This window comes from Humibacillus sp. DSM 29435 (genome assembly GCF_001758225.1).
In the GTDB taxonomy this organism is placed as follows: domain Bacteria; phylum Actinomycetota; class Actinomycetes; order Actinomycetales; family Dermatophilaceae; genus DSM-29435.
Genome location: NZ_MAST01000012.1, coordinates 251,674 through 277,787, shown reverse-complemented (window position 1 = coordinate 277,787; position 26,114 = coordinate 251,674). Strand labels below are relative to the sequence as shown.

At 71.1% G+C, this 26,114-nt stretch carries 25 protein-coding genes; 24 read left to right on the top strand and 1 reads right to left on the bottom strand.

Annotated elements, in window-relative coordinates:
* The first annotated feature begins 38 nt into the window (after positions 1 to 38).
* The 15 genes from smc (at position 39) to BA895_RS10365 (ending at position 17,547) form a co-directional block, all read left to right on the top strand.
* Complete coding sequence (gene smc / locus BA895_RS10435; RefSeq protein ID WP_070191809.1) at positions 39 to 3,620, top strand: chromosome segregation protein SMC; 3,582 nt, start codon at positions 39 to 41, stop codon at positions 3,618 to 3,620.
* A 133-nt stretch (positions 3,621 to 3,753) separates the two neighbouring features.
* Positions 3,754 to 3,939 carry a hypothetical protein gene (locus tag BA895_RS10430; protein ID WP_070191808.1) on the top strand — a complete coding sequence of 62 codons (186 nt, stop codon included), beginning with the start codon at positions 3,754 to 3,756 and terminating at the stop codon, positions 3,937 to 3,939.
* Between the two features lie 66 nt (positions 3,940 to 4,005).
* Positions 4,006 to 5,214: a signal recognition particle-docking protein FtsY gene (gene ftsY / locus BA895_RS10425; protein ID WP_254666411.1), complete on the top strand. Its 1,209-nt coding sequence runs from the start codon at positions 4,006 to 4,008 to the stop codon at positions 5,212 to 5,214.
* Positions 5,215 to 5,463: 249 nt separating this feature from the next.
* Positions 5,464 to 6,948, top strand: a complete 1,485-nt coding sequence (locus tag BA895_RS10420) for an ammonium transporter (protein ID WP_083283197.1) — start codon at positions 5,464 to 5,466, stop codon at positions 6,946 to 6,948.
* Positions 6,945 to 7,283: a P-II family nitrogen regulator gene (locus BA895_RS10415; protein WP_070191805.1), complete on the top strand. Its 339-nt coding sequence runs from the start codon at positions 6,945 to 6,947 to the stop codon at positions 7,281 to 7,283. Before BA895_RS10420 ends, BA895_RS10415 begins: the two co-directional genes overlap by 4 nt.
* A gap of 1 nt (position 7,284) precedes the next feature.
* Positions 7,285 to 9,654: a [protein-PII] uridylyltransferase gene (locus tag BA895_RS10410; protein ID WP_070191804.1), complete on the top strand. Its 2,370-nt coding sequence runs from the start codon at positions 7,285 to 7,287 to the stop codon at positions 9,652 to 9,654.
* Positions 9,655 to 9,781: 127 nt separating this feature from the next.
* Entirely contained in the window at positions 9,782 to 11,428 is a 1,647-nt protein-coding gene (gene ffh, locus BA895_RS10405) for a signal recognition particle protein (RefSeq protein WP_070191803.1), read from the top strand.
* 191 nt (positions 11,429 to 11,619) lie between these two features.
* On the top strand, positions 11,620 to 12,414 hold the full coding sequence (locus BA895_RS10400; protein WP_139142598.1) for a hypothetical protein: 795 nt from the start codon (positions 11,620 to 11,622) through the stop codon (positions 12,412 to 12,414).
* Positions 12,415 to 12,493: 79 nt separating this feature from the next.
* A complete protein-coding gene (locus tag BA895_RS10395; protein WP_070191801.1) occupies positions 12,494 to 13,585 on the top strand; it encodes an amidohydrolase family protein in 1,092 nt (363 codons plus the stop codon).
* Positions 13,586 to 13,616: 31 nt separating this feature from the next.
* Positions 13,617 to 14,528, top strand: coding sequence for a GNAT family N-acetyltransferase (locus BA895_RS10390; RefSeq protein WP_070191800.1), 912 nt, complete (start codon positions 13,617 to 13,619; stop codon positions 14,526 to 14,528).
* 178 nt (positions 14,529 to 14,706) lie between these two features.
* Positions 14,707 to 15,156, top strand: a complete 450-nt coding sequence (rpsP, locus tag BA895_RS10385) for a 30S ribosomal protein S16 (RefSeq protein WP_070191799.1) — start codon at positions 14,707 to 14,709, stop codon at positions 15,154 to 15,156.
* 2 nt (positions 15,157 to 15,158) lie between these two features.
* The gene (locus BA895_RS10380) at positions 15,159 to 15,401 is read left to right on the top strand and encodes an RNA-binding protein (protein ID WP_070191798.1); all 243 of its coding nucleotides are present in this window, start codon (positions 15,159 to 15,161) and stop codon (positions 15,399 to 15,401) included.
* A gap of 136 nt (positions 15,402 to 15,537) precedes the next feature.
* Positions 15,538 to 16,083, top strand: a complete 546-nt coding sequence (rimM, locus tag BA895_RS10375) for a ribosome maturation factor RimM (RefSeq protein WP_070191797.1) — start codon at positions 15,538 to 15,540, stop codon at positions 16,081 to 16,083.
* Positions 16,080 to 17,249, top strand: coding sequence for a tRNA (guanosine(37)-N1)-methyltransferase TrmD (trmD, locus tag BA895_RS10370; RefSeq protein ID WP_070191796.1), 1,170 nt, complete (start codon positions 16,080 to 16,082; stop codon positions 17,247 to 17,249). The genes rimM and trmD overlap by 4 nt, the downstream gene beginning before the upstream one ends.
* A 112-nt stretch (positions 17,250 to 17,361) precedes the next feature.
* Positions 17,362 to 17,547, top strand: coding sequence for a DUF1660 family phage protein (locus tag BA895_RS10365; RefSeq protein ID WP_070191795.1), 186 nt, complete (start codon positions 17,362 to 17,364; stop codon positions 17,545 to 17,547).
* Between the two features lie 30 nt (positions 17,548 to 17,577).
* Here the strand turns inward: BA895_RS10365 and BA895_RS10360 are convergent, their stop codons facing one another.
* Complete coding sequence (locus BA895_RS10360) at positions 17,578 to 18,336, bottom strand: ABC transporter permease (RefSeq protein WP_070191794.1); 759 nt, start codon at positions 18,334 to 18,336, stop codon at positions 17,578 to 17,580.
* A 243-nt stretch (positions 18,337 to 18,579) separates the two neighbouring features.
* On the opposite strand from BA895_RS10360, the gene rplS reads away from it, so the two are divergent.
* The 9 genes from rplS (at position 18,580) to dprA (ending at position 26,083) form a co-directional block, all read left to right on the top strand.
* A complete protein-coding gene (gene rplS, locus BA895_RS10355) occupies positions 18,580 to 18,957 on the top strand; it encodes a 50S ribosomal protein L19 (protein WP_070191793.1) in 378 nt (125 codons plus the stop codon).
* Between the two features lie 68 nt (positions 18,958 to 19,025).
* Positions 19,026 to 19,724, top strand: a complete 699-nt coding sequence (gene lepB, locus BA895_RS10350; protein ID WP_070191792.1) for a signal peptidase I — start codon at positions 19,026 to 19,028, stop codon at positions 19,722 to 19,724.
* Between the two features lie 42 nt (positions 19,725 to 19,766).
* On the top strand, positions 19,767 to 20,738 hold the full coding sequence (gene lepB, locus BA895_RS10345) for a signal peptidase I (RefSeq protein WP_083283196.1): 972 nt from the start codon (positions 19,767 to 19,769) through the stop codon (positions 20,736 to 20,738).
* 31 nt (positions 20,739 to 20,769) lie between these two features.
* On the top strand, positions 20,770 to 21,579 hold the full coding sequence (locus BA895_RS10340) for a ribonuclease HII (protein ID WP_070191791.1): 810 nt from the start codon (positions 20,770 to 20,772) through the stop codon (positions 21,577 to 21,579).
* Complete coding sequence (locus tag BA895_RS10335) at positions 21,576 to 21,896, top strand: DUF2469 domain-containing protein (protein ID WP_070191790.1); 321 nt, start codon at positions 21,576 to 21,578, stop codon at positions 21,894 to 21,896. Before BA895_RS10340 ends, BA895_RS10335 begins: the two co-directional genes overlap by 4 nt.
* 61 nt (positions 21,897 to 21,957) lie before the next feature.
* A complete protein-coding gene (locus BA895_RS10330) occupies positions 21,958 to 22,950 on the top strand; it encodes an endonuclease/exonuclease/phosphatase family protein (RefSeq protein ID WP_083283195.1) in 993 nt (330 codons plus the stop codon).
* A gap of 102 nt (positions 22,951 to 23,052) precedes the next feature.
* Entirely contained in the window at positions 23,053 to 23,442 is a 390-nt protein-coding gene (locus BA895_RS10325) for a YraN family protein (protein ID WP_070192001.1), read from the top strand.
* Positions 23,439 to 24,992 carry a YifB family Mg chelatase-like AAA ATPase gene (locus tag BA895_RS10320; protein ID WP_070191789.1) on the top strand — a complete coding sequence of 518 codons (1,554 nt, stop codon included), beginning with the start codon at positions 23,439 to 23,441 and terminating at the stop codon, positions 24,990 to 24,992. Before BA895_RS10325 ends, BA895_RS10320 begins: the two co-directional genes overlap by 4 nt.
* Positions 24,989 to 26,083 (top strand): DNA-processing protein DprA, encoded by a 1,095-nt coding sequence (dprA, locus tag BA895_RS10315; RefSeq protein ID WP_070191788.1) that lies wholly within the window; start codon positions 24,989 to 24,991, stop codon positions 26,081 to 26,083. The genes BA895_RS10320 and dprA overlap by 4 nt, the downstream gene beginning before the upstream one ends.
* Positions 26,084 to 26,114 lie beyond the last annotated feature (31 nt).

Genomic DNA, 26,114 nt, shown 5'->3' with positions numbered 1-26,114 from the left:
ACCGATCTTCGCCGGCAACTCAAAGGACACTCGGGCGCGTGTACGTCAAGAGCCTCACCCTGAAGGGCTTCAAGTCCTTCGCCTCGGCGACTCACCTTCGCCTCGAGCCGGGAATCACGTGCATCGTGGGCCCGAACGGCTCGGGCAAGAGCAACGTCGTCGACGCGCTCGCCTGGGTGATGGGGGAGCAGGGCGCCAAGTCGCTACGCGGCGGCAAGATGGAGGACGTCATCTTCGCCGGCACCGCCGGGCGGCCACCGCTCGGGCGAGCCGAGGTGGCCCTGACCATCGACAACACCGACGGGGCCCTGCCGATCGACTACAGCGAGGTCACGATCGCTCGCACCATGTTCCGCAACGGCGGGTCGGACTACTCCATCAACGGCACCTCGTGCCGCCTCCTCGACGTGCAGGAGCTGCTGTCTGACAGCGGCATCGGCCGTGAGATGCACGTCATCGTCGGGCAGGGGCAGCTCGACACGGTGCTGCGGGCCACCCCCGAGGAGCGCCGCGGGTTCATCGAGGAGGCGGCTGGCGTTCTCAAGCACCGCAAGCGCAAGGAACGTGCGCTGCGCAAGCTCGAGACGATGGAGGCCAACCTCACCCGGGTCGCCGACCTCACGGGTGAGATCCGCCGCCAGCTGGGACCCCTCGGGCGTCAGGCCGAGACCGCGCGCAAGGCGGCCATGGTTCAGGCGGACGCCAGAGACGCCCGGCTCCGGTTGCTGGCCGACGACCTGGTGCAGCTCACCTCGACCCTCGAGCAGGAGGTCGCCGACGAGTCTGCGCTCATCACCCGCCGTACTGAGGTCGAACAGGCTCTGGGCGAGCTCGCGAACCGCCTCGGCGCCCTCGAGGCTGAGGCCGAGGCGGCCCGGCCGGCGCTCAGCCGGGCCCAGGACGACTACGTCGCCCTGGGCCGGCTCGTCGAGCGGCTGTCGGCCACCCGCTCGCTCGCCGATGAACGGGTTCGGCTCCTGCGCGACGAGGAGGGCACGCCAGAAGCCGGCGGCGGCGCCCGCGACCCCGAGCAGCTGCGCAGCCAGGCGGCTCAGGTGCGCGGCCAGGAGCAGTCGCTGCTCGCCGAGATCGCGGGAGCGGCCACTGACCTCGAGGTCGCTGTGGCCGCCAGAGCGGCAGCCGAGCAGGAGCAGGCCGAGGAGACGACCCGACTGGCCCGGGCCTCTCGTGCGGCGGCCGACCGCCGCGAGGGGCTGGCCAAGCTCGCCGGCCAGGTCGGTGCGGCCGCGTCGCGGATCGAGGCCCGCCAGGCCGAGATCGGCCGTCTGCGCACCAGCATCGGCGCCTCGCAGGCCCGGGCCACGGAGGCCGAGCGCGAGTGGAGCCGTCTGGAGGCAGGAGTCGCCCACGACGAGGAGGGTGAGCAGGGGCTCGATGCGGCCTACGAGTCGGCCGCGGCCCTGCTCGAGGAGGCCGAAGCCGAGGTGGCTCAGCACACCGAGGCCGAGGCCGCCGCCGACCGGGCCCGCACCACCGCGGGGGCCCGGGTGGAGGCGCTCGAGCTGAGCCTGAGCCGCAAGGATGGCGCTGCGGCCCTGCTGGCGGCCGCTGACGAACGGCACGGCATCCTCGGTTCGGTGGCTGCGCTGGTCACCGTCGAGCCCGGCCTCGAGACCGCGGTCGCGGCGGCACTCGGGCGGGCCGCGGAGGCCCTCGCCGTGCAGTCCCTCGAAGCTGCCGGCATGGCGTTGGACGCCCTGCGGGCCGGCGATGACGGCCGCGTGATGCTGCTGGTGAGCGAGTCGGCCGACTCTCCCGACCCGTCTGGCTGGCCGGACCTCGGCGTGAGTGCCCGCTGGGTGCGCGACGCGGTGCAGTGTCCGGATGCCGTCAGGCCCGCGGTCGACCGCGTGCTCGACCGAGTGGCCCTCGTCGACGACCCGGAGTCTGCTCGGCGGCTCGTGCTCGAGCACCCCGGTGTCACGGCGGTGACCCCCGACGGTGACGTCTACGCACCGGGAACCGCCTGGGGTGGCAGCACGTCGGCGCCCAGCCTCATCGAGCTGCAGGCCGCCCTCGACGACGCCCGTGCGCGAGTGGCGACCGCCACGAGCGAGGGCGAGCGGGCGCGGTTCGCCGGCGCGGCCGCCCGGTCCCGACGCGACGAGCTGAACGAGACGGTCGAGGCCACCCTCGAGCGTCTGCATGAGAGCGACGCCCGCATGTCAGCCATCGCCGAGCAGCTCGGCTCGCTGGGTCAGGCGCTGCGCAGCGCCCGGGCCGAGACGGAACGCACCGAGCAGGCGCTGGCTGTGGCAGAGGCCGCGCTTGAAGCCGACCAGGCCCAGCACGCCGCCCTCGCCGAACGGCTCGAGGCGGCCAGCGCCGAGGGCGTCGACGAGGCCGAGCCCTCGACCGAGCAGCGCGACCGTCTCGACGAGGCGGCTCGGTCCGCCCGAACGGCCGAGACCGAGCTGCGCCTGGCACTGCGCACCCGCGAGGAGCGGGCCCGCGCCCTCAGGGAGCGCGCCGATGCGCTCGAACGTGGCGCGCGCCACGAAGAGGAGACGCGGGCCCGGATGGCTGCCCGTCTCGAGCGTCGGCGGCGCGAGGCCGAGGTCGCCGAGGCGGTCGGGGTGGCCGCGCGCTACGCGTACGAGCTGCTCGCGGTGTCAGCCGACGAGGCGGCTCGGGTGCGCGCCGAGGGGGAGGCCGACCGCACGGCCCGCGACGCCGAGCTGGCGGTCGTGCGCCGAGACGCAGCGACCTTGCAGAACGAGCTGCGCGAGCTGACCGACTCGGTGCATCGTGACGAGGTCGCGCGTACCCAGCAGCGGTTGCGCATCGAGGCGTTGCACACCAGGGCCGTCGACGAGCTGGGCATCTCGCCTGAGGCGCTCGTCGACGAGTTCGGCCCGCACCAGCTGGTGCCCTTCGTGCCCGACCCTGACGCGGAGCCCGGTTCGGTGCCGCGTGAACCGGTGGCGTTCGTGCGCACGGTCCAGGAGAAGCGGCTGCGCGCCGCCGAACGCCGGTTGGGGGCGCTCGGGCGCATCAACCCGCTGGCCCTCGAGGAGTTCTCGGCGCTCGAGGAACGGCACAAGTTCCTCACCGAGCAGCTCGAAGACCTCCGGAGCTCAAAACGCGACCTGCTCGACATCATCAAGGAGGTCGATGACCGCGTCGAGAAGGTGTTCGCCGAGGCCTTCGCCGACACGGCCGTCCAGTTCGAACGAGTCTTCCAGCGACTCTTCCCCGGGGGCGAGGGAAGGTTGCTGCTGACCGACCCGTCGAACATGCTGACGACCGGCCTCGAGGTCGAGGCCCGTCCTCCGGGCAAGAAGATCAAGCGGCTCTCGCTGCTCTCCGGCGGTGAGCGGTCGCTGGTGGCGGTGGCGTTGCTGGTCGCGATCTTCAAGGCCAGGCCCTCGCCGTTCTACATCATGGACGAGGTTGAGGCGGCACTCGACGACGCCAACCTCGGGCGGTTGATCACGCTGTTCGAGGAGCTGCGCGACAGCTCGCAGCTCATCGTCATCACGCACCAGAAGAAGACGATGGAGATCGCCGACGCCCTCTACGGCGTCAGCATGCGTGGCGACGGTGTGACAACGGTCGTGTCTCAGCGGCTGCGCGACGTGGCCGACCAACCCGCCTGAACGGGAGGCGGCGGTGGGCTCCGGGTCCGGGTCACCCTGATAGATCACGAGAATGTGACAGAACGGCTACAAATCGGACTCTGTCACGCGAGCGTGTTTGCACCACATTTGTCACGTGCGTCACTCTGACCCCATGGCCCTCCTCATCATCGCGATGCTCGTCGTCGTCGTGCTCGGTGTCACCATCGTCGGCGTGGTCGCCGTTCCCGCCCATCGCGACGGACGAGACCTGCTCACCCGCAAGGGCGAGACCGTGGCACGCTCGGCGCGCCGTCGGGTGTCCTCGGTGACGCACAAGCCGCTTTCGCGGACCCACTGACACGGGGGCGTTTCGCTCCCCGGCGCAGCCGCGGGGAGTGCCTCCGGGCCGTGGTTGGATGACTGCGTGGACACCGTCTGGATCTATGTCATCATCGCCGCGGCCATCGTGGTGGGCGCCGTCAGCTACGGGGTCTCCCTCCTTCGAGGGCGAGACTCCAAGACCCTGGAGCGTGACGCGCCACCGGCACCGGTCGCCCCCCCGACGGGCCAACCACCGCGGGGAGCTGCTGACGATGCCCGAGCCGTAGCACCCCCGCAGTCGGCGTCGGTCTCGGCGGCGCCCGAGGCAGAACCGGCGCCTGAGGCGCCCGTGGCGCAGCCCGAGCCGGTTCCCACGTTCGAGCGACCCGAGTCGGCCCGAGGACGCCTGCAGCGACTGCGGGCCCGGCTGGCCCGGTCGAACTCGGCCCTCGGCAAGGGCCTGCTCGCGCTGCTGTCGCGAGGCGGACTCGACGAGGAGGCGTGGGAGGAGGTCGAGGACACCCTCATCGCCTCCGACCTCGGGGTGGAGGCGACGACCGAGCTCGTCGACTCGCTGCGTCGGCGCGTCACCGTCGACGGCACCACCGACGAGGCGACGGTGCGCGGCTGGCTGAGGGAGGATCTGCTCGCCCTCGTGCAGCCCGATCTCGACCGCCGCATCGCGTCGTCACGGGTCGGAGACCGGCCGGCCGTCATCCTCGTCGTCGGCGTCAACGGCACCGGCAAGACCACCACGGTCGGCAAGCTCGCGCGGGTGCTCGTGGCGGAAGACCGCGACGTGCTGCTGGGTGCGGCTGATACCTTCCGGGCCGCCGCGGCCGACCAGCTCAGCACCTGGGGTGACCGCGTCGGTGTGCCGACCGTGCGCTCCGACAAGGAGGGCGCCGACCCTGCCGCGGTCGCCTTCGACGCGGTCAAGGCCGGTATCGAAGGGGAGGTCGACGTCGTCATCATCGACACGGCCGGCCGCCTGCACAACAAGGTCGGGCTGATGGACGAGCTCGGCAAGATCAAGCGCGTCATCGAGAAGCAGAGTGAGATCGACGAGGTGCTGCTCGTGCTCGACGCCACCACCGGCCAGAACGGGTTGCAGCAGGCGAAGGTCTTTTCCGAGGCCGTGAACGTCACCGGCATCGTGCTGTCCAAGCTCGACGGAACCGCCAAGGGTGGCATCGTCGTGGCCGTGCAGCGCCAGCTGGGCGTGCCGGTCAAGCTCGTCGGGCTCGGCGAGGGCCCCGATGACCTGGCCCCGTTCGACGCGGAGGCCTTCGTCAGCGCCATCATCGACTGACGCCGGGCCTGAGGATCGAGTGAGCGCCAGCGAGTGAGGACCGCAGGGCTCGTCGTGTCAGTCGCGGGGGGATCGACTGACGCCGGGCCCGAGGATCGAGCCGGCCTCTCCAGTCGAGTGGTCACTTTCGTACGCGCGTGAAGGCCTAGCGGGCCCGAAACACGCTGCTAACACGTCGCCCCGATTGCTTACACGGCCGTAACAGTCGCCGCGACGAACCGAAACCACGCACCGACATCGTCATCACCCATGAGCGCAAACACTTTCGTGACGGCCGATACGCCGTTCACCGACAGCGGCAACACCGCCTGGGTCCTGGCCGCCGCCGCCCTCGTGCTGTTCATGACCCCGGGCCTCGCCCTCTTCTACGGCGGCATGGTTCGCACCAAGAGCGTGCTCAACATGATGATGATGTCGTTCATCACCATGGGCACCGTCGGCACGGTGTGGATCCTCTGGGGCTACAGCGAGACGTTCGGCAATGATGTCGGAGGCGGCCTGATCGGCAACCCGTTCGAGCACTTCGGCCTCTCGGGCGTTCTCGACGCCATCTACGGGTACGTGCCGGCCGACGCGGCTGCCGGCACGGCGGCATCCGGCGGCATCCCGGGTGGGGCGTTCGTCGCTTTCCAGGTGGTCTTCGCCATCATCGCGGTGGCCCTCGTCTCCGGCGCGGTCGCCGACCGGGCCAAGTTCACCACCTGGACGGTCTTCACCGTCGTCTGGGCGACCCTGGTCTACTTCCCGGCCGCCCACTGGGTGTTCGCCTTCAACGGCTTCGCCGCCGAGACCGGCGGATGGATCGCCAACCAGGCTGAGGGGCTCTTCCTCGGCGGTGTCGGTGCCTACGACTTCGCCGGTGGAACGGCCATCCACATCAACGCGGGGGTCGCCGGACTGGCCCTGGCGATCCTGCTGCGTAACCGGGTCGGTTGGCCGAAGGAGGCGATGCGCCCGCACAACCTGACGCTCGTCATGATCGGCGCCGGCATCCTCTGGTTCGGCTGGTTCGGCTTCAACGCCGGTTCGGCGCTGGGGGCCGGCACGCTGGCCGCGGGGGTCTGGGTCAACACCCTCGGCGCCACCTGCACGGCCATGCTCGGCTGGCTGCTCACCGAGAAGATCCGTGACGGTCACGCCACCTCCCTCGGCGCGGCCTCGGGCGTCGTCGCCGGGCTCGTCGCGATCACGCCGGCCTGTGCCACGGTCTCGCCCTGGGGGGCGCTCGTGGTGGGTCTGCTCGCCGGCGTCGGCTGCGCCCTCGCGGTCGGTCTGAAGTTCCGGTTCGGCTTCGACGACAGCCTCGACGTCGTCGGCGTGCACCTCGTCGGTGGCTTGATCGGCACCCTGCTCATCGGCTTCTTCGCCGACGCCACCAACAGCCCCACGGGCGCGGCGGGTGTCGAGATGAACGACGGGCTCTTCTTCGGAGGTGGCCTCGGTCAGCTCGGAGCCCAGGCGATCGGCGCCTTCGCGGTGCTGTTCTACTCGTTCGTGATCACGTTCGCCATCGGCTGGGTGCTGCACAAGACAATGGGCTTCACCGTCGCCAAGGAGGACGAGGTCAGCGGCATCGACCTGGTCGAGCACGCCGAGACCGCCTACGACCTGGCCTCCTTCGGCGGCTCACGCGCCGGCGGTGGCGGGGGAGGAGGCTTCGTGGCCTCCCGCACACAGCCTGTCACCGCCGACGTGCCCGCCGAACCGACCACCAAGGAAGAGGCGACCCGATGAAGCTCATCACCGCCATCATCAAGCCCCACCAGCTCGACGAGGTCAAGGAGGCCCTGGAGGCCTTCGGTGTGGCCGGCATGACGATCAGCGAAGCCAGCGGCTACGGCCGCCAGCGCGGACACAGCGAGGTCTACCGCGGGGCCGAGTACACGGTCGACTTCGTGCCGAAGGTGCGTCTCGAGGTGCTGGTCGACGACGTCGACGGCTCAGACGTTCTCGAGGTGATCCTCAAGGCCGCCCAGACCGGGCGGATCGGCGACGGCAAGATCTGGTCGATGCCGGTCGAGGAGGTCGTGCGGGTGCGCACCGGTGAACGAGGCGTGGACGCACTCTGACATGACCGACGTGACCGCACGACGGCTCGACCTGGCCGCAACTCGAAGCTTCGCAGCGCCCGGCGCGGGTCCCATCCGCCGCCGGGCGCTGGCGGAGTTCGGTTTCGGCTGGCTCCAGCAGCTCTGGCGGGAGGCCTGCGCGGGCCGGCGTCACGAAGGGGTCGCCCTGGCCGCCGTCGGCTCGCTCGCCCGCGGCGACGGCGGGCCGCTCAGCGACTACGACCTCGTGCTCGTGCACCACCCTCGCGGCCTTGCGGGCAAGGAGGTCGCCGCTTTCGCCGACAAGCTCTGGTACCCCATCTGGGATGCCGGTGTGCGGCTCGACCACAGCGTGCGCACGGTGGCCGAGTGCCGGGCCGTCGCCACCGACGACCTCTCGGCTGCGGTGGGTCTGCTCGACCTGACTCACGTGGCCGGTGACGCCGACGTCGTCAACGCGGCCCGTTCGACCGTCGCGCACGACTGGCGCGCCAACGCCCGCACCCGGCTGCCGGAGATGCAGGAGTCGGTGATCGCTCGCCACGCCAGGCAGGGCGACCTGGCCCATCTCATCGAGCCCGACCTCAAGGAGGCCCACGGCGGTCTGCGCGACATGTCGGTGCTCCGGGCCCTGACCTCCGCGTGGCTCACCGACCGGCCCCATGGTGAGGTCGACCTGGCTCACGAGCGCATCCTCGATGTGCGCGATGCGATCCACGTCGTCACCGGACGGGGGCGCGACCGCCTCACCCGTGACGACCACGACGCCTGTGCAGCGCTGCTCGGCTACACCGACTCCGACGACCTGCTGACCGACGTGTCGACCTCGGCCCGCACCATCGCCTACGCCGTCGACGGCACGCTGCGAAGGGCGCTGCAGTCGCAACGGGCCCGTACCCTGCGCGTCGGGCCTCGCCGGCCGCAGCTCTCCCCCCTCGGCTACGGCCTGTACCGCCACGACGGTGAGGCGGTGCTGGGCCCATCTGCCGACCTCTCGAGCGACCCGGTCATCCCCCTGCGGGCCGCCCTCGTGGCCGCGCGCGGCGGCATCCCGCTCTCGCCAACCACGCTGCGCAACCTCGCCGAACACTCACCAGCGCTGCCCGACCCGTGGCCAGAGGTGGCCCGCAACCTCTTCGCCGACCTGCTCGCGTCGGGCCCTGGCCTGGTCAACGTGTGGGAGGGCCTCGACCTGGCCGGCGTCATCGAAAGGTGGATCCCCGAGTGGGTCGCGGTGCGCAGCCGCCCCCAGCGCAACGCGGTGCACCGGCACACGGTCGACCGTCACCTGATCGAGGCGGTCGTCGCGGCGAGCGGGATGGTGCGCGACGTGGCCCGACCCGACCTGCTCATGCTGGCCGCACTGCTGCACGACATCGGCAAGGTGCCCGGCACGACCGACCACTCGGTGACCGGCGCCCAGATCGCCGATACCGTGCTGCAACGCATCGGTGTGACGGATGCCGACCGGTCGGTCGTCGTGCGCCTCGTGCGCGAGCACCTCACCCTGGTCGACCTGGCCACCCGGCGCGACCCCGAGGAGCCCGCCACCATCGCGATCCTCACCGACGCCGTCGGTGGGTCTCTCACCACCCTCGAGCTGCTGCGGGCCCTCACCGAGGCGGATGCGTCCGCTGCCGGTCCGAAGGCATGGACCGACTGGCGGGCCGGTCTCGTGGCGCGCCTGTACGCCGCGGGCCGGGCGGCTCTGGAGGCCGGCGACCGTGGCGAGGCTCCCCGCGCGGTCGAGCCCCTGGACACGCTGCGGCTCTCCGAGGAGGCGGTCGGGCGGGTGGCCGTCGGCGAGCCATGGGTCACCGTCACCTCGCTGGGGGGTGCACACCGTGTCGACATCATCGACCGTGACCGCGCCGGCCTCTTCGCCGACACCGCGGGTCTGCTTGCCGCCCAGGGGTTCGTGGTGCGCTCGGCCACCCTGCGCACTACTGACGGGCTGGCCGTCGACGAGTGGTGGGTGGAGTCGCCCGGTGGCGAGACGCCGCTGTCGCCGCTCATCGCCCGTGACCTCGTTCGCGTCGCCTCCGGTGACCGGGCTCCGCTCGGCAGGGCCTCGCGCCGCAGAGGCACGGGTGCCACGACCTCGACCAGCCGCTCGGTCGGCTCGCCCAGCGGCGCCCGCGCCCTGGTGGTCACCAGCGCCTCCGACACCGCCACCGTCATCGAGGTGCGAGCCTCCGACCGGCCCGGCCTGCTGCAGGACATCGGCATCACCCTGGCGCGTGCGGCGCTGTCGGTGCGATCGGCGCACATCGCCACCTACGCCGGTCAGACCCTCGACACCTTCTACGTGACGGAGTTCGGAGGGGGTCGCCTCGCTCCGGCCCGGGCGGCCCAGGCCGTCGCCATGATCATCGACACCTGCGACGCCTGACGCCCGGCCGCCACCGGGGTGAGGCGTGGCCTCGGGAGGCGGCTGAACGGCATCCACCCGAGGTTCGGCTCGCCCGACGGTGGTCGCCGAATCGGCGTGCGGGCCCGCACCGGATAAAGTTGCGCGGGTGTTCGCATCCCTGTCTGACCGGCTGACCGCCACCTTCAAGAACCTGCGCGGCAAGGGCCGCCTGACGGAGTCCGACGTCAACGCGACGATCCGTGACATCCGCATGGCGCTGCTCGACGCCGACGTGGCCCTGCCCGTCGTCAAGCGGTTCACCGGCAAGGTGCGCGAGCGTGCCCTCGGGGCCGAGGTGAGCCAGGCGCTCAACCCCGCGCAGCAGGTCGTCAAGATCGTGCAGGAAGAGCTGGTCGCTATCCTCGGCGGGCAGACCCGGCAGCTCGAGCTGGCCAAGGTACCGCCCACCGTCATCATGCTGGCGGGCCTGCAGGGGTCGGGCAAGACGACCTTCGCCGGCAAGCTCGGGCGGTGGCTGAAGGACAAGGGCCACACCCCGATCCTCGTGGCGGCCGACCTGCAGCGCCCGAACGCGGTCACCCAGCTCGAGGTCGTGGGTGAGCGGGCCGGCATTCCCGTCTTCGCCCCGGAACGCGGCAACATGGGCGGCCACGACGCGGTGCTCGGCACGGGCGAGGGCACCCAGAGCTTCGGCGACCCGGTTGCCGTATCGCGCCTCGGCATCGAGCACGCCAAGGCGCGCCAGCACGACGTCGTCATCGTCGACACCGCCGGGCGCCTCGCCGTCGACACGAACCTCATGCAGCAGGCGGCCGACATCCGCGCGGCGATCAACCCGCACGAGGTGCTCTTCGTGCTCGACGCGATGATCGGTCAGGCCGCGGTCGAGACGGCACAGGCCTTCCACGAGGGCGTTGCCTTCACCGGTGTCGTGCTGTCGAAGCTCGACGGCGATGCTCGCGGTGGCGCGGCGCTGTCGGTGGCCGAGCTGACCGGCGAGCCGATCATGTTCGCCTCGACCGGTGAGAAGGTCACCGACATCGAGGTGTTCCACCCCGACCGGATGGCCAGCCGCATCCTCGACATGGGCGACGTGCTCACGCTCATCGAGCAGGCCGAGAAGGCCTTCGACAAGCACGAGGCCGACGAGATGGCCCGCAAGTTCCTCGCCGAGGAGGACTTCACCTTCGAGGACTTCCTCCAGCAGATGAACGCCATCAAGAAGATGGGCTCGCTCAAGGCGATGCTCAAGATGATGCCGGGCATGCAGGGGATGCGCGAGCAGCTCGACGCCTTCGACGACCGGGAGTTTGACCGCGTCGAGGCGATGGTGCAGTCGATGACCAAGTTCGAGCGCACCCACCCGAAGCAGATCAACGGCTCGCGCCGCGCCCGCATCGCCAAGGGTTCTGGTGTGACCGTGACCGAGGTGAACCAGCTGCTGGTGCGCTTCGGCGAGGCCCAGAAGATGATGAAGTCGATGGCTCGTGGTGGCGGTGGCGGACTGCCCGGCATGCCGGGTCTGCCCGGTTCGGGCAAGCGGGGCCGCTCGCAGCAGCCGCAGCGCAAGAAGAGCAAGAGTGGCAACCCCGCGAAGCGGGCCGCAGACGAGCGCGCTGCCGCCGCCAAGGCCGCGGCCGGGCCCTCGTCGGCGGCTGGTGGGGCGTTCGGCGGCGTCGGCGGCGGTGCTGGCGGTGCAGACGCCCCAGGCGCCCCAGGCGCCGACCCGATGGCCGACTTCGACCCGGCCAACCTGCCCAAGGGCTTCGAGAAATTTCTCGGCGGCCGCTGACCGCGGGCGCCTGCCGCCATCAGTCTGCGGATCAGTCTGCGGATGGTGCTGTTCTGACTGCACCATCCGCAGACTGATCCGCCGCTTGATGGGTCATCCGGCTGTCCACACCCCGTGCGAAGCTCACGAGTCCCTCCACAGGACGCCGATGGGCCGATCCGCCATGGCGGTCATGGCCTGATGCTCAGGCCATGCAGCTTCCCGATGAGATCCGGCAGCTCGCCGAAGCCCAGCTCGGCCTCGTGACCCGTCGACAGCTGAATGCCGCAGGAGTGCCGGCGGGGCTGACCCGTTGGCACTCGGCCGACCGCTGGAGGTCGCTCCTGCCGGGGTGTCCATGCTCAACACCGGCCTCCCGACACCCGACCAGCGGCTGCTGGCGGCGTTGCTCTACGCAGGCCCGCAGTCGTGGTTGGCTGGAGCGTCGGCGAACGCCCGCCATGCTCCCGGCTGCCGTCGACGACCGCTCTGCTCGTGGTCTGCTCGTCGCCGCCATACAGGAGCGAGTGGTGCGCCTGGCCGACGTCGAGCACTGGATCGGGGTGCGTCGCCGCAACGGCACGATTCGGCTCAAGGCCGCGGCCAGGGAGGCAGCGGCCACAGCCTGGTCGGTGCCCGAGGCCGATCTGGCCAAGTTTTTGCGACGGTCCGCCACCTTCACGACCCTGATGGCGAACCCGACGATCGAGGACCACCTGGGCAGACGGCTCACGACGCCCGACCTCTGGTTGGACGACGTGGCGATGGCGGTGATGGTGCACTCACGGCAGTTCCAGGGAGGAGTGCTCGAGTGGGACGCCACCATCGAGGCCCACAACGACCTGCGCGACGAGGGAGTCGAGGTCGTCGCCGTCACCCCGTTCGGTATCGAACACCATGCGGCCGCGGTGCTCGCCCGGGCCGAGGCCGGCTACCGACGAGCGAGGGCGCGTCCGCGACCTGCAGTGCTGGCCCGCCCGGCGACGGGTCTCGATCGGACTGGTTGACGGTGCACCGGAGGAGCGGCCAGGCGTGTCCCACCACGGTCCCAACACGGGCCGGATGAGGCTGGGTAGGGTCGTGGCTATGAGTGCACCGGTGCTTCATGTTCGTGGGCAGGTGCTCGTGGGGCCCGACGAGGTGGCCGACGAGCTGTGGGTCGTCGGGGGGCGGGTCACCTTCACCCGGCCCACCACGCCGGGCACCGAGGTGCAGACCGTCGAGGGTTACGCACTGCCCGGCCTGGTCGACGCCCACTGCCACATCGGCCTCGGCCCGCACGGCGAGGTGAGCCGCGACGAGACCGAGCAGCAGGCGATCACCGACCGCGACCACGGCACCCTGCTCGTGCGCGACGCCGGCCAGCCCGGCGACACCCGCTGGATCGACGATCGCGACGACCTGCCCAAGATCATTCGCGCGGGCCGCCACATCGCTCGCAGTCGCCGCTACATCCGCAACTACGCCCACGAGATCGAGGAGGACGAGCTCGTCAAGCACGTGCGCCTTGAGGCCCACCGCGGCGATGGGTGGGTCAAGCTCGTCGGCGACTGGATCGACCGCGACGTCGGCGACCTCGCCCCCAGCTGGAGCCGTCAGGCCGTCGCCGACGCCATCGCCGCCGCCCACGAGGAGGGGGTGCGCGTCACGGCACACTGCTTCGGCGAGGAGTCGCTGCGCGACCTGGCCGCCGCCGGCATCGACTGCATCGAGCACGCGACCGGCCTGCAGGAGGACTCCATCGACACCTTCGCGGCCCAGGGCATCGCCATCGTGCCGACGCTGGTCAACATCGCGACCTTCCCCGCCCTCGCCGAGCCCGCCAAGGCGAAGTTTCCCGACTACCACCGCCACATGCTCGACCTGCACGAACGCCGGTTCGCGACCGTGGCAGCGGCGCACGAGGCCGGAGTCGCGATCTACGTCGGCACCGACGCCGGGGGCAGCCTGCCGCACGGCCTCGTGGCCCAGGAGATGGCCGAGCTCGTCAAGGCGGGAATGAGCCACCCCGAGGTGCTCTCGGCCGCCACGTGGGGGGCGCGCGAATGGCTCGGACAGCCCGGCCTCGTCGAAGGGGCCGACGCCGACCTCGTCGTGTTCGACCATGACCCTCGGGCCGACATCGGCGTGGTGGCCGACCCGAGGGGAGTCATCCTCCGAGGCCGCGTTGTCGCCTGAAGAGGCAAGCGCCACAAGCGAACCCGATCGGATGCCGTTCACCGCCACGGGCGACCAGGTGGACGTTCGCCCACCCACCGAGGCCGACACGACGGCCTACCGCGAGGCCGTCACCCGATCGAGCAAGCGGCTGTCGCGGTTTGCCATGCCCGACCCCGAGAACCTTCCGGCGGTCGTGGCGGCCCAGTCGCCGACCTACCGCACGTTCATGATCTGGGCTCGCGACCCGGGGGGTGACCAGAACCGGGCTGGGCTGGTCGGCAGGGTCAACGTCTCCAACGTGGTGCGGGGCGCCTTTGGCAGCGCCACCATCGGCTATGACGCCTACGACCCGTACGCCGGTCGCGGGCTCTTCTCCGAGGGGCTCGCCCTGGCCCTCGAGCTCGCCTTCGCCGACGCCCCCCTCGGCATGGGGCTGCACCGCGTCGAGGCCAACATCCAGCCCACGAACACCCGGTCGGCCGGTCTCGTCCGCTCGCTCGGGTTCGTGCACGAGGGCTTCTCGCGGGGGTTCCTGCACCTTCCCGGTGTCGACGGGCGCCGTGACTGGCGCGACCACGACCGCTACGCGATGCTGGCCACCGACTGGCCGGCCATGCCCTACCGGCAACAGTCCGGTCGCCGGTTGGCCGTCGTCGTGCGCGCCTCGCCCGTGTGGGACCCCGCCGGTCTGGCCCCCCTGCTCGCGGCCGAGCTCGGCGTTCCGCTCTACACCGCCGGCCCCGAGCTGACGCTGCCCGTGCTGTTCGAGCTCTTGCGTGTCTCACCGGTGGGAGGAGTGGTCGAGTGCCGAACCAGTGGTGCCGAGCTGCGCATCGGGCTGGCCCGGGCGCGCTTCGACCCAGCGGTCGTGCCGGTGCTCGACCCGGTGGAGGACGTCACCCGGTCTGCCGTGACGCGCGCCGCCCTCGAGGCCATCGCCGCCTTCGCCGCCACGACCTGAGCCCCCGCCGCCGAGGGCGTGGTCAGGGAACGGCATCCGGTCTGGCAGAATGGGGCGCTGTACCCGTCGGGCCATGACTGCTTGCGCCTGACCCGGACGCCTACACCGGGCTGCCGGCCCCCCGCGCGATCCTGCGTGGTCTTGCCGCGCCCACCACAGAAGAAGAGGAACCACACACGTGGCTGTCAAGATTCGTCTGAAGCGCATGGGCAAGATCCGTGCACCGTACTACCGAGTGGTCGTCATGGACTCGCGCACCAAGCGCGACGGCCGGGCGATCGAGGAGATCGGCAAGTACCACCCCACCGAGGAGCCCTCGCTCATCGAGATCGACGGCGAGCGCGCTCGCTACTGGCTCAGCATGGGCGCCCAGCCCACCGAGTCCGTCGCGGCGCTGCTCAAGGTGACCGGTGACTGGCAGCAGGCCAAGGGCCTCGACGGCGCCGAGGGCACCTTGCGGGTCAAGTCTGCCAAGACCCCCAAGAAGGACCTCTACGAGGCTGCCCTCGCTGCCGCTGGCAAGGCCGACGACAAGTCGGGCGGTGCTCCGCGCAAGAGGGCCGAGAAGAAGGCCGAGACCGACGCTCCGGCCGAGGCCGCCGCAGACGCTGAGAAGACCGAGGCCTGAGCATGCTCGAGGAGGCTCTCGAGCACCTCGTCAAGGGCATCGTCGATCACGATGAGGACGTCGTGGTGCGCCGCAAGGAGCTGCGCCGCGGCGAGCTGCTCGAGGTGCGGGTGCACCCCGACGACCTCGGGCGGGTCATCGGCCGGTCGGGCCGTACGGCCGGCGCGCTGCGCACGGTCGTCGGCGCCCTCGCGGGCAACAACAACGTCAGGGTCGACATCGTCGACACCGACCGGGCCCACTGAACGCCGATCACGAACACCGCACCACGAGCACCGCACCATGAACACCGCACCACCAGAGGGTGGGCGACCCGGACCTTCACCAGGCCCGGCGCGCCCACCCTCTCGCGGTGACGGGGTGCCTGCAAGAATCGCGCTCATGAGCGCCAAGCAGCTGATGATCGCCCGCATCGGCAAACCGCACGGGCTGTACGGCGAGGTGACCGTGCAGCTGCACACCGACGAGCCGGAACGTCGTTTTCCCGACGGGCAGGTCATCGACACCGAGGCGGCTCCGGGGTCAGGCGTGCCACGTCAGCTGACCGTACGGTCGACCCGGGTGCACAACGGCGTCTGGCTGCTGGCCTTCGAGGAGGTGCCCGACCGCACCGGCGCCGAGGGGCTGCGCGGCACTCGACTGCTCGCGTCGGCGCTCGCCACCGAGCCGGACGAGGTTGACGAGGACGCCTTCTACGAGGACGACCTGATCGGCCTTGAGGCCCGAGACCCGGGTGGCGTCGTGGTCGGTACCGTCTCTGGCCTCGACATCGGTGGCGCCCAGGACCGGCTCGTGCTCACGCTCACCGACGGAGTGACCGCGTACGTGCCCTTCGTGCGCCAGTTCGTGCCGACGGTCACCGGCGACCACGTCGTCGTCGACCCGCCCGCCGGCCTCTACGACCTCTACCGCGAGGGTCTCGAATGAGGGTCGACGTCGTCTCGATCTTTCCCGACTACCTGCGTCCGCTCGACCTCTCGCTCATTGGCAAGGCGCGGGCCGACGGCCTGCTCGACCTCGCGGTGCACGACCTGCGCGACTTCACCCACGACCGTCACCGCACGGTCGACGACACCCCGTACGGCGGCGGTGCCGGCATGGTGATGAAGGCCCAGCCGTGGGCAGAGGCGCTGGATGCCGTTCTGGCGCAGGGCGACTCGGGGAGCAAGCCCCACCTTGTCGTGCCGGGCCCGGGCGGGATGCCGTTCACCCAGGCCATGGCCCGCCGGCTAGCGGTGCAGCCGTGGCTGGCCTTCGCCTGCGGCCGGTACGAGGGCATCGACGAACGGGTGTACGAGCACGCCCGCGACGAGCTCGGCCTCGAGGTGTCGGTCGTCAGTCTCGGTGACTACGTGCTGAACGGGGGAGAGGTGGCGGTGCTCGCGATGGTCGAGGCCATCGCCCGCCTCGTGCCCGGCGTCATCGGCAACGCTGCGTCGCTCGTGGAGGAGTCGCACGAGGACGGCCTGCTCGAGTACCCCCTCTACACCAAGCCCGACCCGTGGAACGGCCGTGCGGTGCCCGAGGTGCTGCTCTCGGGCAACCACGCCGCCATCGCGACCTGGCGGCACGAGCAGCGTCTCGCCCGCACCGCCGCCCGCCGGCCCGACCTGCTCCACCCCTCGCTGGGTGATGCCGACGTCGAGCTGCGGGCGGCCACCCCCGGTGACGTGCCCGAGCTGCTCACGCTGGTGCGAGCCTGCTGGGTGCAGGAGGCCATCGAGGGCGACACGCTCGAGATCCCGGCCCTGCACGAGTCGATCGACGTGCTCCGGGCCAGTCTCGAGACCACCACGACCTGGGTGGCCCGACGCGCCGGCCGGCTCATCGGGTCGGTGCGCACCGAGCAGCGCGGAGACAGCTTCTACATCGGTCGGCTCTGCGTGGCTCCCGACCAGCAGGGTCGCGGCCTCGGCCGCCACCTGCTCGCCTTCGCCGAGTCGACGGCACCCGACGGCATCCGCCGGTTCACCCTCAACACCGGAGCGAAGTCGGGGCGCAACCTGCGGATGTACAAGCGGGCCGGGTACCGCCCGGCGGCCGGTGAACCAGCTGTCCCGGGCGTGGCCGACCTCGTCAAGCGTCGCCGCTGACCGTACGGTCTCTGGTGCTCACGACCGGTCGGGAGGAGACTGGCGGCAGGGGTTGGGTGCCCGCCCGCGCAGGCAGCGGTTCGGTTCTGTGCCCACCCGGACGGAGGAGGCCATGAACCTCAAGCGGCTGATCTGCGAGCTGAACGGCCACCGGTGGGCCAAGGAGCGCCGGGAGCGCGAGGACGTCATCGTCTGTCGACGGTGTGACCTCGTCACCACCCTGGAACAGCAGCGTGAGCGAAACCGCTACGGCCCCTCTGGTGACGGCGGGTTGGGTGGCAGGGGCTACCAGCAGTGACGACCGGCAGTGACCTCCGCCCGGTGATGATCACGAAACGAGGGTGACCCTCAGGTCGTCAGGCAGCAGTCTCCGAGCCCGGATCAGCCTGGCCTGTACACCGGCGGTGACCGACTGCGTGGCCATGATCGCGAAGAGCACCAGCACCTGGGCGGTCGCCGCCTGCACGGCGGTGCCGCCACCCAGCATGACGCCGATGAAGGCGCCGGGCAGGGTGACGACCCCCGCGGTGCGCACCTGGTCGATGTTGGGGATGAGCCCTTCTGGCACCCGCCGGGCGATCACCTCGTCGATGGACTGGTCGGCGGTCAGACCGATGGAGAGGCCCGCCTCGTACTGGCCGCGCTCTTCGCGCAGGGCGGCGAAGACCCGTCGGCCCACCAACGTGTGTGCCGTCATGGTGTTGCCCAGCACGATTCCGGCCACGGGGATCAGGGCGATCCCGGTGAAGGGGATGGTGCGCGTCGCGAGCACGATGCCCATGACGGGCAGCACCCCGCACGCCATGGCCAGGGCCGCCCACGGCCACGACCGAGGGGCCTCGACGCGCCGGGCCGTCGTGAGCACCGCCACCGCGAACATGGCGGTCACCGCGAGCAGCGACCACCAGATGGAGCCCACGACCGCCGTGATGACGAGCCCTGCGAGGCCCAGCTGCAGAATGGCCCGGAGGCCGGCCACGGCGGCGGCTCGCCCGAGCCCGATCCCGGCCACCCGGTTTGCGGTCACGGTGACGCCGATCAGGATGACGAGGCAGATGGCGACGGGCAGCCCGGGGGTGATGTCCACGAGATCCCACGTTAGGGCCCTTCAGGGTTCGGGGCCGGGTCGATTTCTGGTATCCCCGCGGCTCTGGCAGACTGACCCCTTGCGTCCGGTCATCGACGGCCCCTGCCACAGGGGGAGTCGGGCCACTGCACGGGAGCGCCTCAGGGCGGCATCCGTCGGGTGGTCCACGCGGCCGGGGCGGACGCGTCCCTGACGGACATGACCCTACGGGTGACCTGTGGTGCCCAGGAAAGTGAAGCAGCCATGCATACCTTTGACGAGCTGAACGCGGCGTCGCTGCGTTCCGACATTCCCGACTTCCGCGCCGGCGACACCGTCAAGGTGCACGTCAAGGTCGTCGAGGGCACCCGCTCCCGCGTCCAGGTCTTCCAGGGCGTCGTCATCCGTCGCCACGGCGGCGGGGTCGGTGAGACCTTCACCGTTCGCAAGATCTCCTTCGGGGTCGGCGTCGAGCGCACCTTCCCGCTCCACACCCCGATCATCGACCACATCGAGCTGGTCTCTCGGGGCGACGTGCGTCGCGCGAAGCTCTACTACCTGCGTGGTCTGCGCGGCAAGGCGGCCAAGATCCGCGAGAAGCGCGACAACGTTCCGGTCAAGACCGCGAGCAAGCCCCGCTGACGTCCGCGTCGCCACCATCTTCGCCGGGCCTGCCCGACGGCCGTGTGCCGTCGGGTGGGCCCGATGCCATGACCGGGCCGGATGCCGTGCAGCCTGACGAGCGGACGGGCGCGCGCGGCCCCGCCGCACAGGGGCGCGGCCATCGACTGCGATGGCTCGTCGGCCCCGCGGTGCTGCTGCTGCTCGTCATCGTGGTGCGCGGCTTCGTGGTGACCCCCTTCGCGATCCCCAGTGGGTCGATGGAGAACACCCTGCTCGTGGGTGACCGCATCCTCGTCACCCGCACCACCGACCCGGCGGATCTGCAGCGCGGCGACATCATCGTGTTCGACGCCACTCGGGCCTTTCACCTGAAGACGGTCGACCGGGGCGTGCTCGGGTCGCTGGTGGGAGCCGTCGAGAGCCTCGTCGGTCAAGGCCAGGAGACCGACTACGTCAAGCGCCTGATCGGCCTGCCCGGAGACCGTGTGCGGTGCTGCGCGGCCGATGGGCGTCTCGAGGTCAACGGAACCCCCCTTGACGAGCCCTACCTCAAGCCAGGTCAAGAACCCAGCCTGACGCGCTTCGACGTCACCCTCGCCCCTGACCGGTTCTGGGTGATGGGTGACAACCGTGGTGACTCGGCTGACTCCCGTTCACATCTCGGTGACCCGGGGGGCGGCACGCTGCCCGGAGACGACGTCATCGGCAAGGTTTGGGTGCGATACTGGCCGCTCGATCGGCTCGGTTCGCCAGACCAGAGCCCCGCTGCGGTCCCAGCCCGCTGACCAGCTCGAAAACCCTGACGAACCACACGGAACGGTGAGTGAATGTCGCAGAACACCGGGGCTCCTGAAGACGCCACTGCGTGGCGGGCCCGGCAGGAGGCCGTGCGACGCGACTCTCGGGAGGAGCAGGAGCGACGGGAGCAGCAGGCCACCGAGCGGGCGCGCCAGGCGGCGCCACCTTCTGGCGGCGACCCCCTGGGCGGCGAAGAGGTCGAGGAGCGCCGCCGCGGCTTCTTCGGCAGCCTGCTGGCCGGCGTCCGCGAGCTCGTCATCGTCATCGTGCTCGCCATGGCCCTCTCGTTCGTCGTCAAGACCTGGCTGTTCCAGGCCTTCTACATACCGTCGGGATCGATGGAGAACACGCTCGTGCGCGACGACCGGGTCATCGTCAGCAAGCTGACGCCCGGACCGTTCGACCTGCGCCGCGGCGACGTCGTCGTCTTCGAGGACCCCGGCACGCCCACCCCCTGGCTGGCGGGGCTGAGCGACACGCCCTCCACCGTGGGTGGGCCGTTCCACGACGCGCTCGTGTTCGTCGGACTGCTGCCCGAGGACTCCGAGAACCACCTGATCAAGCGCGTCATCGGACTGCCGGGCGACCGCGTGCAGGCCGACGGCACCACCGGCAAGATCAAGGTGAACGGGGTCGAGATCACCGAGCCCTACATCAAGCCCGGCGACGCTCCGAGCGAGGGCAAGCCCTTCAACATCGTGGTGCCGACGGGCAAGGTCTGGGTGATGGGAGACCACCGCTCCGACTCCGCCGACAGCCGCTTCCACGACGGTGACACCGGCGGAGTCGACGGTTCGGTGCCGATCGACAAGATCGTCGGCCGTGCCCTGTTCATCGTCTGGCCGATCGACCACGTCACCTGGTTGGGGGTGCCGGAGCGCACGTTCGAGCAGGTCCCGACGCCGAGCCCCGCCGGCACCGAGTCCCCGGCGACGCCCGGCCCCAAGAAGGCCACCAACACCGCTCCGGTCAAGGCGACGACCCCGGCCAAGGCCGGCTGACCCCCGCGTCGTGGCCCGCCCCACAACGGCCATGACGCGACGGCGGCCCTCGAACAAGCCGTCGCTGCGGGTGGAACGTGCCCTCCAGCGCGACGGCCACCGCCTGCTTGCCGGAATGGACGAGGTTGGGCGTGGTGCGCTCGCCGGCCCCGTCAGCGTCGGCGTCGTCGTCATCGACGAGTCGGTGCGTTCGGCGCCGGCGGGGGTCAAGGACTCCAAGCTGCTCACCGAACGGGCCCGTACCGCGCTCGTACCGCGCCTGCGCCACTGGGCGCTCGCCCATGCGGTCGGGCACGCAAGCCCTGACGAGATCGACGAGTTCGGCATCATGATCGCCCTGCGCCTGGCGGGAACGCGAGCCCTGGACTCACTCGATGTCGTGCCCGATCTCGTCATCCTCGACGGCAACCACGACTGGCTGACGCCCCCGACCGAGGTCGGGTTGTTCGCGTTCACCGCAAAAGCGACCGCCCCGCGACGGGTACCCCCCGTGACAACGATGGTCAAAGCCGACCTCAAATGCTCGTCGGTGGCGGCCGCGAGCGTGCTGGCCAAGGTCGAGCGCGACGACCTGATGGTGCTGCTCGGCGCCCAGCACCCCGACTACGGCTGGGGGTTCAACAAGGGCTACGCCGCACCGGAGCACATGGACGCGATCGCGCGCCTGGGGCCCTGCGAGCTGCACCGGAGGTCGTGGCGGCTGCCCGGGCAGACCGGCATCCGAGGTGCGCTGGAGACCACCGACGGCGCCGCCGGCGTGACGCACCGCGCGGGAGATGATGAGATGGTGCAGGCGTTCGGGCCCACCGCCTCGGAGCAGACAGGAACGGCGATCACGTGAGTTCGGAAGATCTCGAGAAGTACGAGACCGAGATGGAGCTGCAGCTCTACAAGGAGTACCGCGACGTCGTCGGGCTCTTCAGCCACGTGGTCGAGACGGAGCGGCGCTTCTACCTGGCCAACTCGGTCGAGATGAAGGTGCGCAGCGACGGTGGCGAGGTGTTCTTCGATGTGACGATGGCCGACGCCTGGGTGTGGGACATCTACCGGCCGGCCCGGTTCGTCAAGAACGTGCGCGTGGTGACCTTCAAGGACGTCAACGTCGAAGAGCTGCCCAAGCCCGACATCAAGCTTCCCGACGGTGGCGACTTCGCCTGAGGGTGAACGGTCCGCGCCCGCCACGCGTTGTCACTGCACCAGATCCGACCCGTTCGCACTCATGACGACCGCGACGGGTTCTCAGCCTCCGGGTGGTGACGCGACGGTGGACGACCACGGAGCCGACCACCAAGCCGGACGTCGTCGCCGGTCTGCCCTCCCCGTGGCAGCCGGCGCCCTGCTCTTGACCGGCGTGCTGCTGGGCCATCGACGCCTGCCGGGCGAGCTCGGCTTTCTCGTCGAGACGACGCTCGTCTTCGCCGGGCTCGGCGTTCCCCTGCTGCTGCTGTGGGCCCTGCGACGACGCAGCCACGGCGGCGCAGCCGCAGCCCTGGTGCCGCTGGTCGCGTGGGCCCTGGTCGTCGGGCCGACCTGGGTGCCGCTCGACTGGAGCGCACCGGATGCCGCCGCGGGCACCGGCTCGCTGACGGTGGCGAGCCAGAACGTGGCGGCGGGGACGGGCACGGCCGGGGAGTCCGCGGCCACCCTCGCCGCGACCGGGGCGCAGGTCATCGGGCTGCAGGAGCTCGACGGGACCTCTCGCGAGGAGGCCGGCGCGGCACTGGCCGCGAGCCACCCGCACCGCTTCACGGCCGGAACCGTGGGCCTGTTCAGCCAGTACCCCATCGAGAAGGCGACCGCGCTCGACCTCGGGCTGGGTTGGAGCCGGGCGCTGCGGGCGGTCGTCGACACGCCCTCGGGCCCGGTGGCGGTCTACGTCGTGCACGCCGACTCCGCCCGGCTGGGGGCCCATGACAACCGCGACCGCATGCTGTCCGCTTTGACCAGCGAGGTGCAGACCGACGATGCGTCACGCGTGCTGGTGATCGGTGACCTCAACACCGTGCCGACCGACCGCGCGTTCACCGACCTGGCCAGCCTGCTGCACGAGCCGAACCTGAGCTCTGGCGGGCCCGCGGTCACGTGGCCGACGACCCTGCCCCTGCTGGCGCTCGACCATGTGCTCGGCCGAGGGGTGACGTTCACCGAACGCCGCTCGATCATCGCCGGTCGCAGCGACCATCTGGCCACGGTGGCTCGGCTCAACCTCTAGCAGACCGACCCGTCGTCCACACCTCCACGCGCGTCGCACGCTCGTCCACAGGTGTCTGGACCGGCCTGTCGTCGGTCCCCGACGGCGACCATGGTGGCTTCCATGCAGATCACGACGACCCGCGAGCTCGGGGCCTACGGAGAACGCCTGGCGACCCGCTACCTGACCGACCACGGCTTCGTGGTCGTCGACCGCAACTGGCGCTGCGTTCGCGGTGAGATCGACATCGTCGCGGTCGAGGGCCGGGCCCTGGTGGTGTGCGAGGTGAAGACCCGCTCGAGCGACACCTTCGGGATGCCGTTCGAAGCGGTCGGGCGCCAGAAGCTGCGCCGGCTGAGAATGCTGGCCGGGCTCTGGGTCGACGAGCGGGCGGGCAGAGTGCGCTGGCCCGGGCAGCCACGGTCGATCGGTGACCTGCGCATCGACGTCGTGTCGATCCTGCGCGGGGCTGCGAGCCCGGTCACCGTGGCTCACCTGCGGGGTGTCGAATGAGCGGGCTCGGGCGCACGCTGTCGGTGGGGTTGCGCGGGGTGACCGGCTTCGTCGTCGAGGCGGAGGCGCACGTGGCCTCCGGGCTGCCGGGGTTCGTCATCGGCGGTCTCGGCGACTCAGCGGTGGCGCAGTCACCGGGGCGCATCCGCGCGGCCGCCAACGTCATCGACGAGATGCCGGTGGGTCAGCGTCGGGTGACGGTCAACCTCTCGCCCGCCGGGGTGCGAAAGGTGGGGGCCGGGTTCGACCTCGCGATGTTCGTCGCGGTCGCGGTGGCGATGGGCAAGGTGCCGCAGCAGGTGGTGCGCGACGTCGTGCACCTGGGGGAGCTGGGGCTCGACGGCTCGGTGCGGGCGGTGCCGGGGGTGCTCCCTGCCGTTCACGCCGCCGCGCAGGCCGGTGCCCGTCATGCCGTCGTGCCGGTCGGCAACGCTGCCGAGGCGCACCTCGTCTCCGGCATCCGGGTGCATCCGGTGGGTCACGTCGGCGAGCTCGTGGCGCGGTACCGGCGGTTGGCGCGGCACCAGGAGGTCGATCCGGTGGACGTGCCGCCGGTCGCACCCGAGCCCGCGCGGGCGTGGTCATGCCTCTCGGAGGTGCTCGGCCAGTCAGAGGCCAAGCTGGCGCTCGAGATCGCCGCGGCGGGTGGTCACCACCTGCTGCTTGCCGGCCCGCCCGGGGCGGGCAAGACGATGCTCGCCGAGCGGCTGCCCGGCCTGTTGCCCGCGTTGGGTGAGGCCGAGTCGATGGAGGTCACCGCCATCCACTCGGTGCTCGGCGCCCTCGGTGACGACGTGCGCCTCATCGTTCGCCCACCGTTCGTGGCCCCGCACCACGGGGCGTCGATGGCCGCGGTCATCGGTGGGGGAAGCAGCCACATCCGGCCCGGAGCCATCACCTCGGCCCACCGCGGCGTGCTTTTCCTCGATGAGACTCCCGAGTTCGACAAGGGGGTGCTGCAGGCCCTGCGTACCCCCCTCGAACGGGGCACGGTGTCGATCGCGAGAGCCAACGAGACCGTCACCTTCCCGGCCCGGTTCCAGCTGGTGCTCGCGGCGAACCCCTGCCCGTGCGGCAACGGCTGGGGTAGGGGGCTCGACTGCACGTGTTCGCCGCTCATGCGCCGCACCTACTTCGGCAAGCTGTCGGGCCCGTTGCTCGACCGCGTCGACCTCCAGGTGCACGTGCAGCCGCCCGGGCTCTCGATGGCCGGTCAACCTCCCGGTGAGACCAGCGATGTCGTGGCCGCCCGGGTGGCCTCCGCCCGAGGGGTCCAGCACGAACGCTGGCGCCCGGTCGTCGCGGCCGGGCGACCAGCCAACTGCGATGCCTCCGGCTCGTTGCTGCGATCGACTCGCTTTCGTCTACCGGCGTCAGAGACGGCCACGCTCGACCGGTCACTCGAACGTGGCGGAATCAGCCTGCGCGGCTATGACCGCAGCCTGCGGGTCGCCTGGACCATCGCCGACCTCGCAGGCCGACAACGTCCAGGGCGCGACGAGGTCGATCTCGCCCTGTCGCTTCGCCACCACTCCGGGGCAGCAGCGTGAGCGACGAACGGCGAGCCCGGGCCGCCCTCTCCCGTCTGGCCGAACCCCGCGACCTGGTGGTGCACCAGCTGCTCGGGCAGGTGGGGGCGGCCGAGACGGTGTCTCGACTCTGCGCCGGCCACGGCAGCCTGGCTCGGTTCGCCGCGCGGGTGCGCACCCTGAACACCGACCGCGACCTCGAGATCGCGGCACGGGTGGGGGCTCGTCTCGTGATCGCCGGTGACGACGAATGGCCGGTCGGTCTCGACGACCTCGCCATACCGCCGTGGTGCCTGTGGGTGAGGGGGCCCCTCTCGTTGGGGGCAGCCGCGCGCCGTTCGGTGGCCGTGGTGGGCTCGCGCACGGCCACGGCCTACGGTGAACAGCTGGCCTCCGAGCTCTCGGCTAGCCTGGTCTCACGCGGATGGACCGTCGTGTCCGGGGCGGCCTTCGGTATCGACGCGGCCGCCCACCGTGGGGCGCTGGCCGTCGACGGCTCGACCGTGGCCGTGCTCGCCGGCGGTGTCGACCGCGTCTACCCGGCGGCCAACGGCCCCCTGCTGGCCCGGATAGCGGCGAGCGGGGCGATCGCCTCCGAGGTGGCACCGGGCAGCGCCCCGATGAAGTCCCGCTTCCTGCACCGCAACCGGCTCATCGCCGCCATGACCAGGGGCACGGTCGTGGTCGAGGCCGACCTGCGCTCCGGCTCCCGCAACACGGTCGGCCACGCCAGCGACCTCATGCGGCCCGTCGGGGCCGTGCCCGGCCCGGTCACCTCGATGCTGTCGGCCGGTTGTCACGAGGAGATCCGCAGTGGCCGAGCCGTGCTCGTCACGAGCGCCGAGGAGGTGGTCGACCTGGTCGGTGACCTCGGCGTCGATGCCTGCGAGCCCCTCCGGGGAATGTCACTGGTCACCGACACGCTGCCGATCAACGACCTGGCCGTGTTCGACGCCATCCCCTTCCGCCGACCGGTCGACCTCGACACCATCGCCCGCGTCACCACCCTGGGGCCCCTGGTGGTCAGGGGGTGCCTGGCCCGCCTCGAGTCGAGCGGTCTGGTCGAGGCCGACTCGGGCACCTGGCGGCGGGGACGGCCCTCGCGCCGCTGAGGTCGGTAAACCGCGGAGGTCGAGAAACCGC

Bases quoted from the DNA above. Each gene is read 5' to 3' on its own strand.
- BA895_RS10430 (WP_070191808.1), top strand. From the start codon at position 3,754: ATGGCCCTCCTCATCATCGCGATGCTCGTCGTCGTCGTGCTCGGTGTC.
- BA895_RS10420 (WP_083283197.1), top strand. From the start codon at position 5,464: ATGAGCGCAAACACTTTCGTGACGGCCGATACGCCGTTCACCGACAGC.
- BA895_RS10415 (WP_070191805.1), top strand. From the start codon at position 6,945: ATGAAGCTCATCACCGCCATCATCAAGCCCCACCAGCTCGACGAGGTC.
- BA895_RS10410 (WP_070191804.1), top strand. From the start codon at position 7,285: ATGACCGACGTGACCGCACGACGGCTCGACCTGGCCGCAACTCGAAGC.
- BA895_RS10400 (WP_139142598.1), top strand. From the start codon at position 11,620: ATGCAGCTTCCCGATGAGATCCGGCAGCTCGCCGAAGCCCAGCTCGGC.
- BA895_RS10395 (WP_070191801.1), top strand. From the start codon at position 12,494: ATGAGTGCACCGGTGCTTCATGTTCGTGGGCAGGTGCTCGTGGGGCCC.
- BA895_RS10390 (WP_070191800.1), top strand. From the start codon at position 13,617: ATGCCGTTCACCGCCACGGGCGACCAGGTGGACGTTCGCCCACCCACC.
- BA895_RS10380 (WP_070191798.1), top strand. From the start codon at position 15,159: ATGCTCGAGGAGGCTCTCGAGCACCTCGTCAAGGGCATCGTCGATCAC.
- rimM (WP_070191797.1), top strand. From the start codon at position 15,538: ATGAGCGCCAAGCAGCTGATGATCGCCCGCATCGGCAAACCGCACGGG.
- trmD (WP_070191796.1), top strand. From the start codon at position 16,080: ATGAGGGTCGACGTCGTCTCGATCTTTCCCGACTACCTGCGTCCGCTC.
- BA895_RS10365 (WP_070191795.1), top strand. From the start codon at position 17,362: ATGAACCTCAAGCGGCTGATCTGCGAGCTGAACGGCCACCGGTGGGCC.
- rplS (WP_070191793.1), top strand. From the start codon at position 18,580: ATGCATACCTTTGACGAGCTGAACGCGGCGTCGCTGCGTTCCGACATT.
- lepB (WP_070191792.1), top strand. From the start codon at position 19,026: ATGACCGGGCCGGATGCCGTGCAGCCTGACGAGCGGACGGGCGCGCGC.
- lepB (WP_083283196.1), top strand. From the start codon at position 19,767: ATGTCGCAGAACACCGGGGCTCCTGAAGACGCCACTGCGTGGCGGGCC.
- BA895_RS10340 (WP_070191791.1), top strand. From the start codon at position 20,770: ATGACGCGACGGCGGCCCTCGAACAAGCCGTCGCTGCGGGTGGAACGT.
- BA895_RS10330 (WP_083283195.1), top strand. From the start codon at position 21,958: ATGACGACCGCGACGGGTTCTCAGCCTCCGGGTGGTGACGCGACGGTG.
- BA895_RS10325 (WP_070192001.1), top strand. From the start codon at position 23,053: ATGCAGATCACGACGACCCGCGAGCTCGGGGCCTACGGAGAACGCCTG.
- BA895_RS10320 (WP_070191789.1), top strand. From the start codon at position 23,439: ATGAGCGGGCTCGGGCGCACGCTGTCGGTGGGGTTGCGCGGGGTGACC.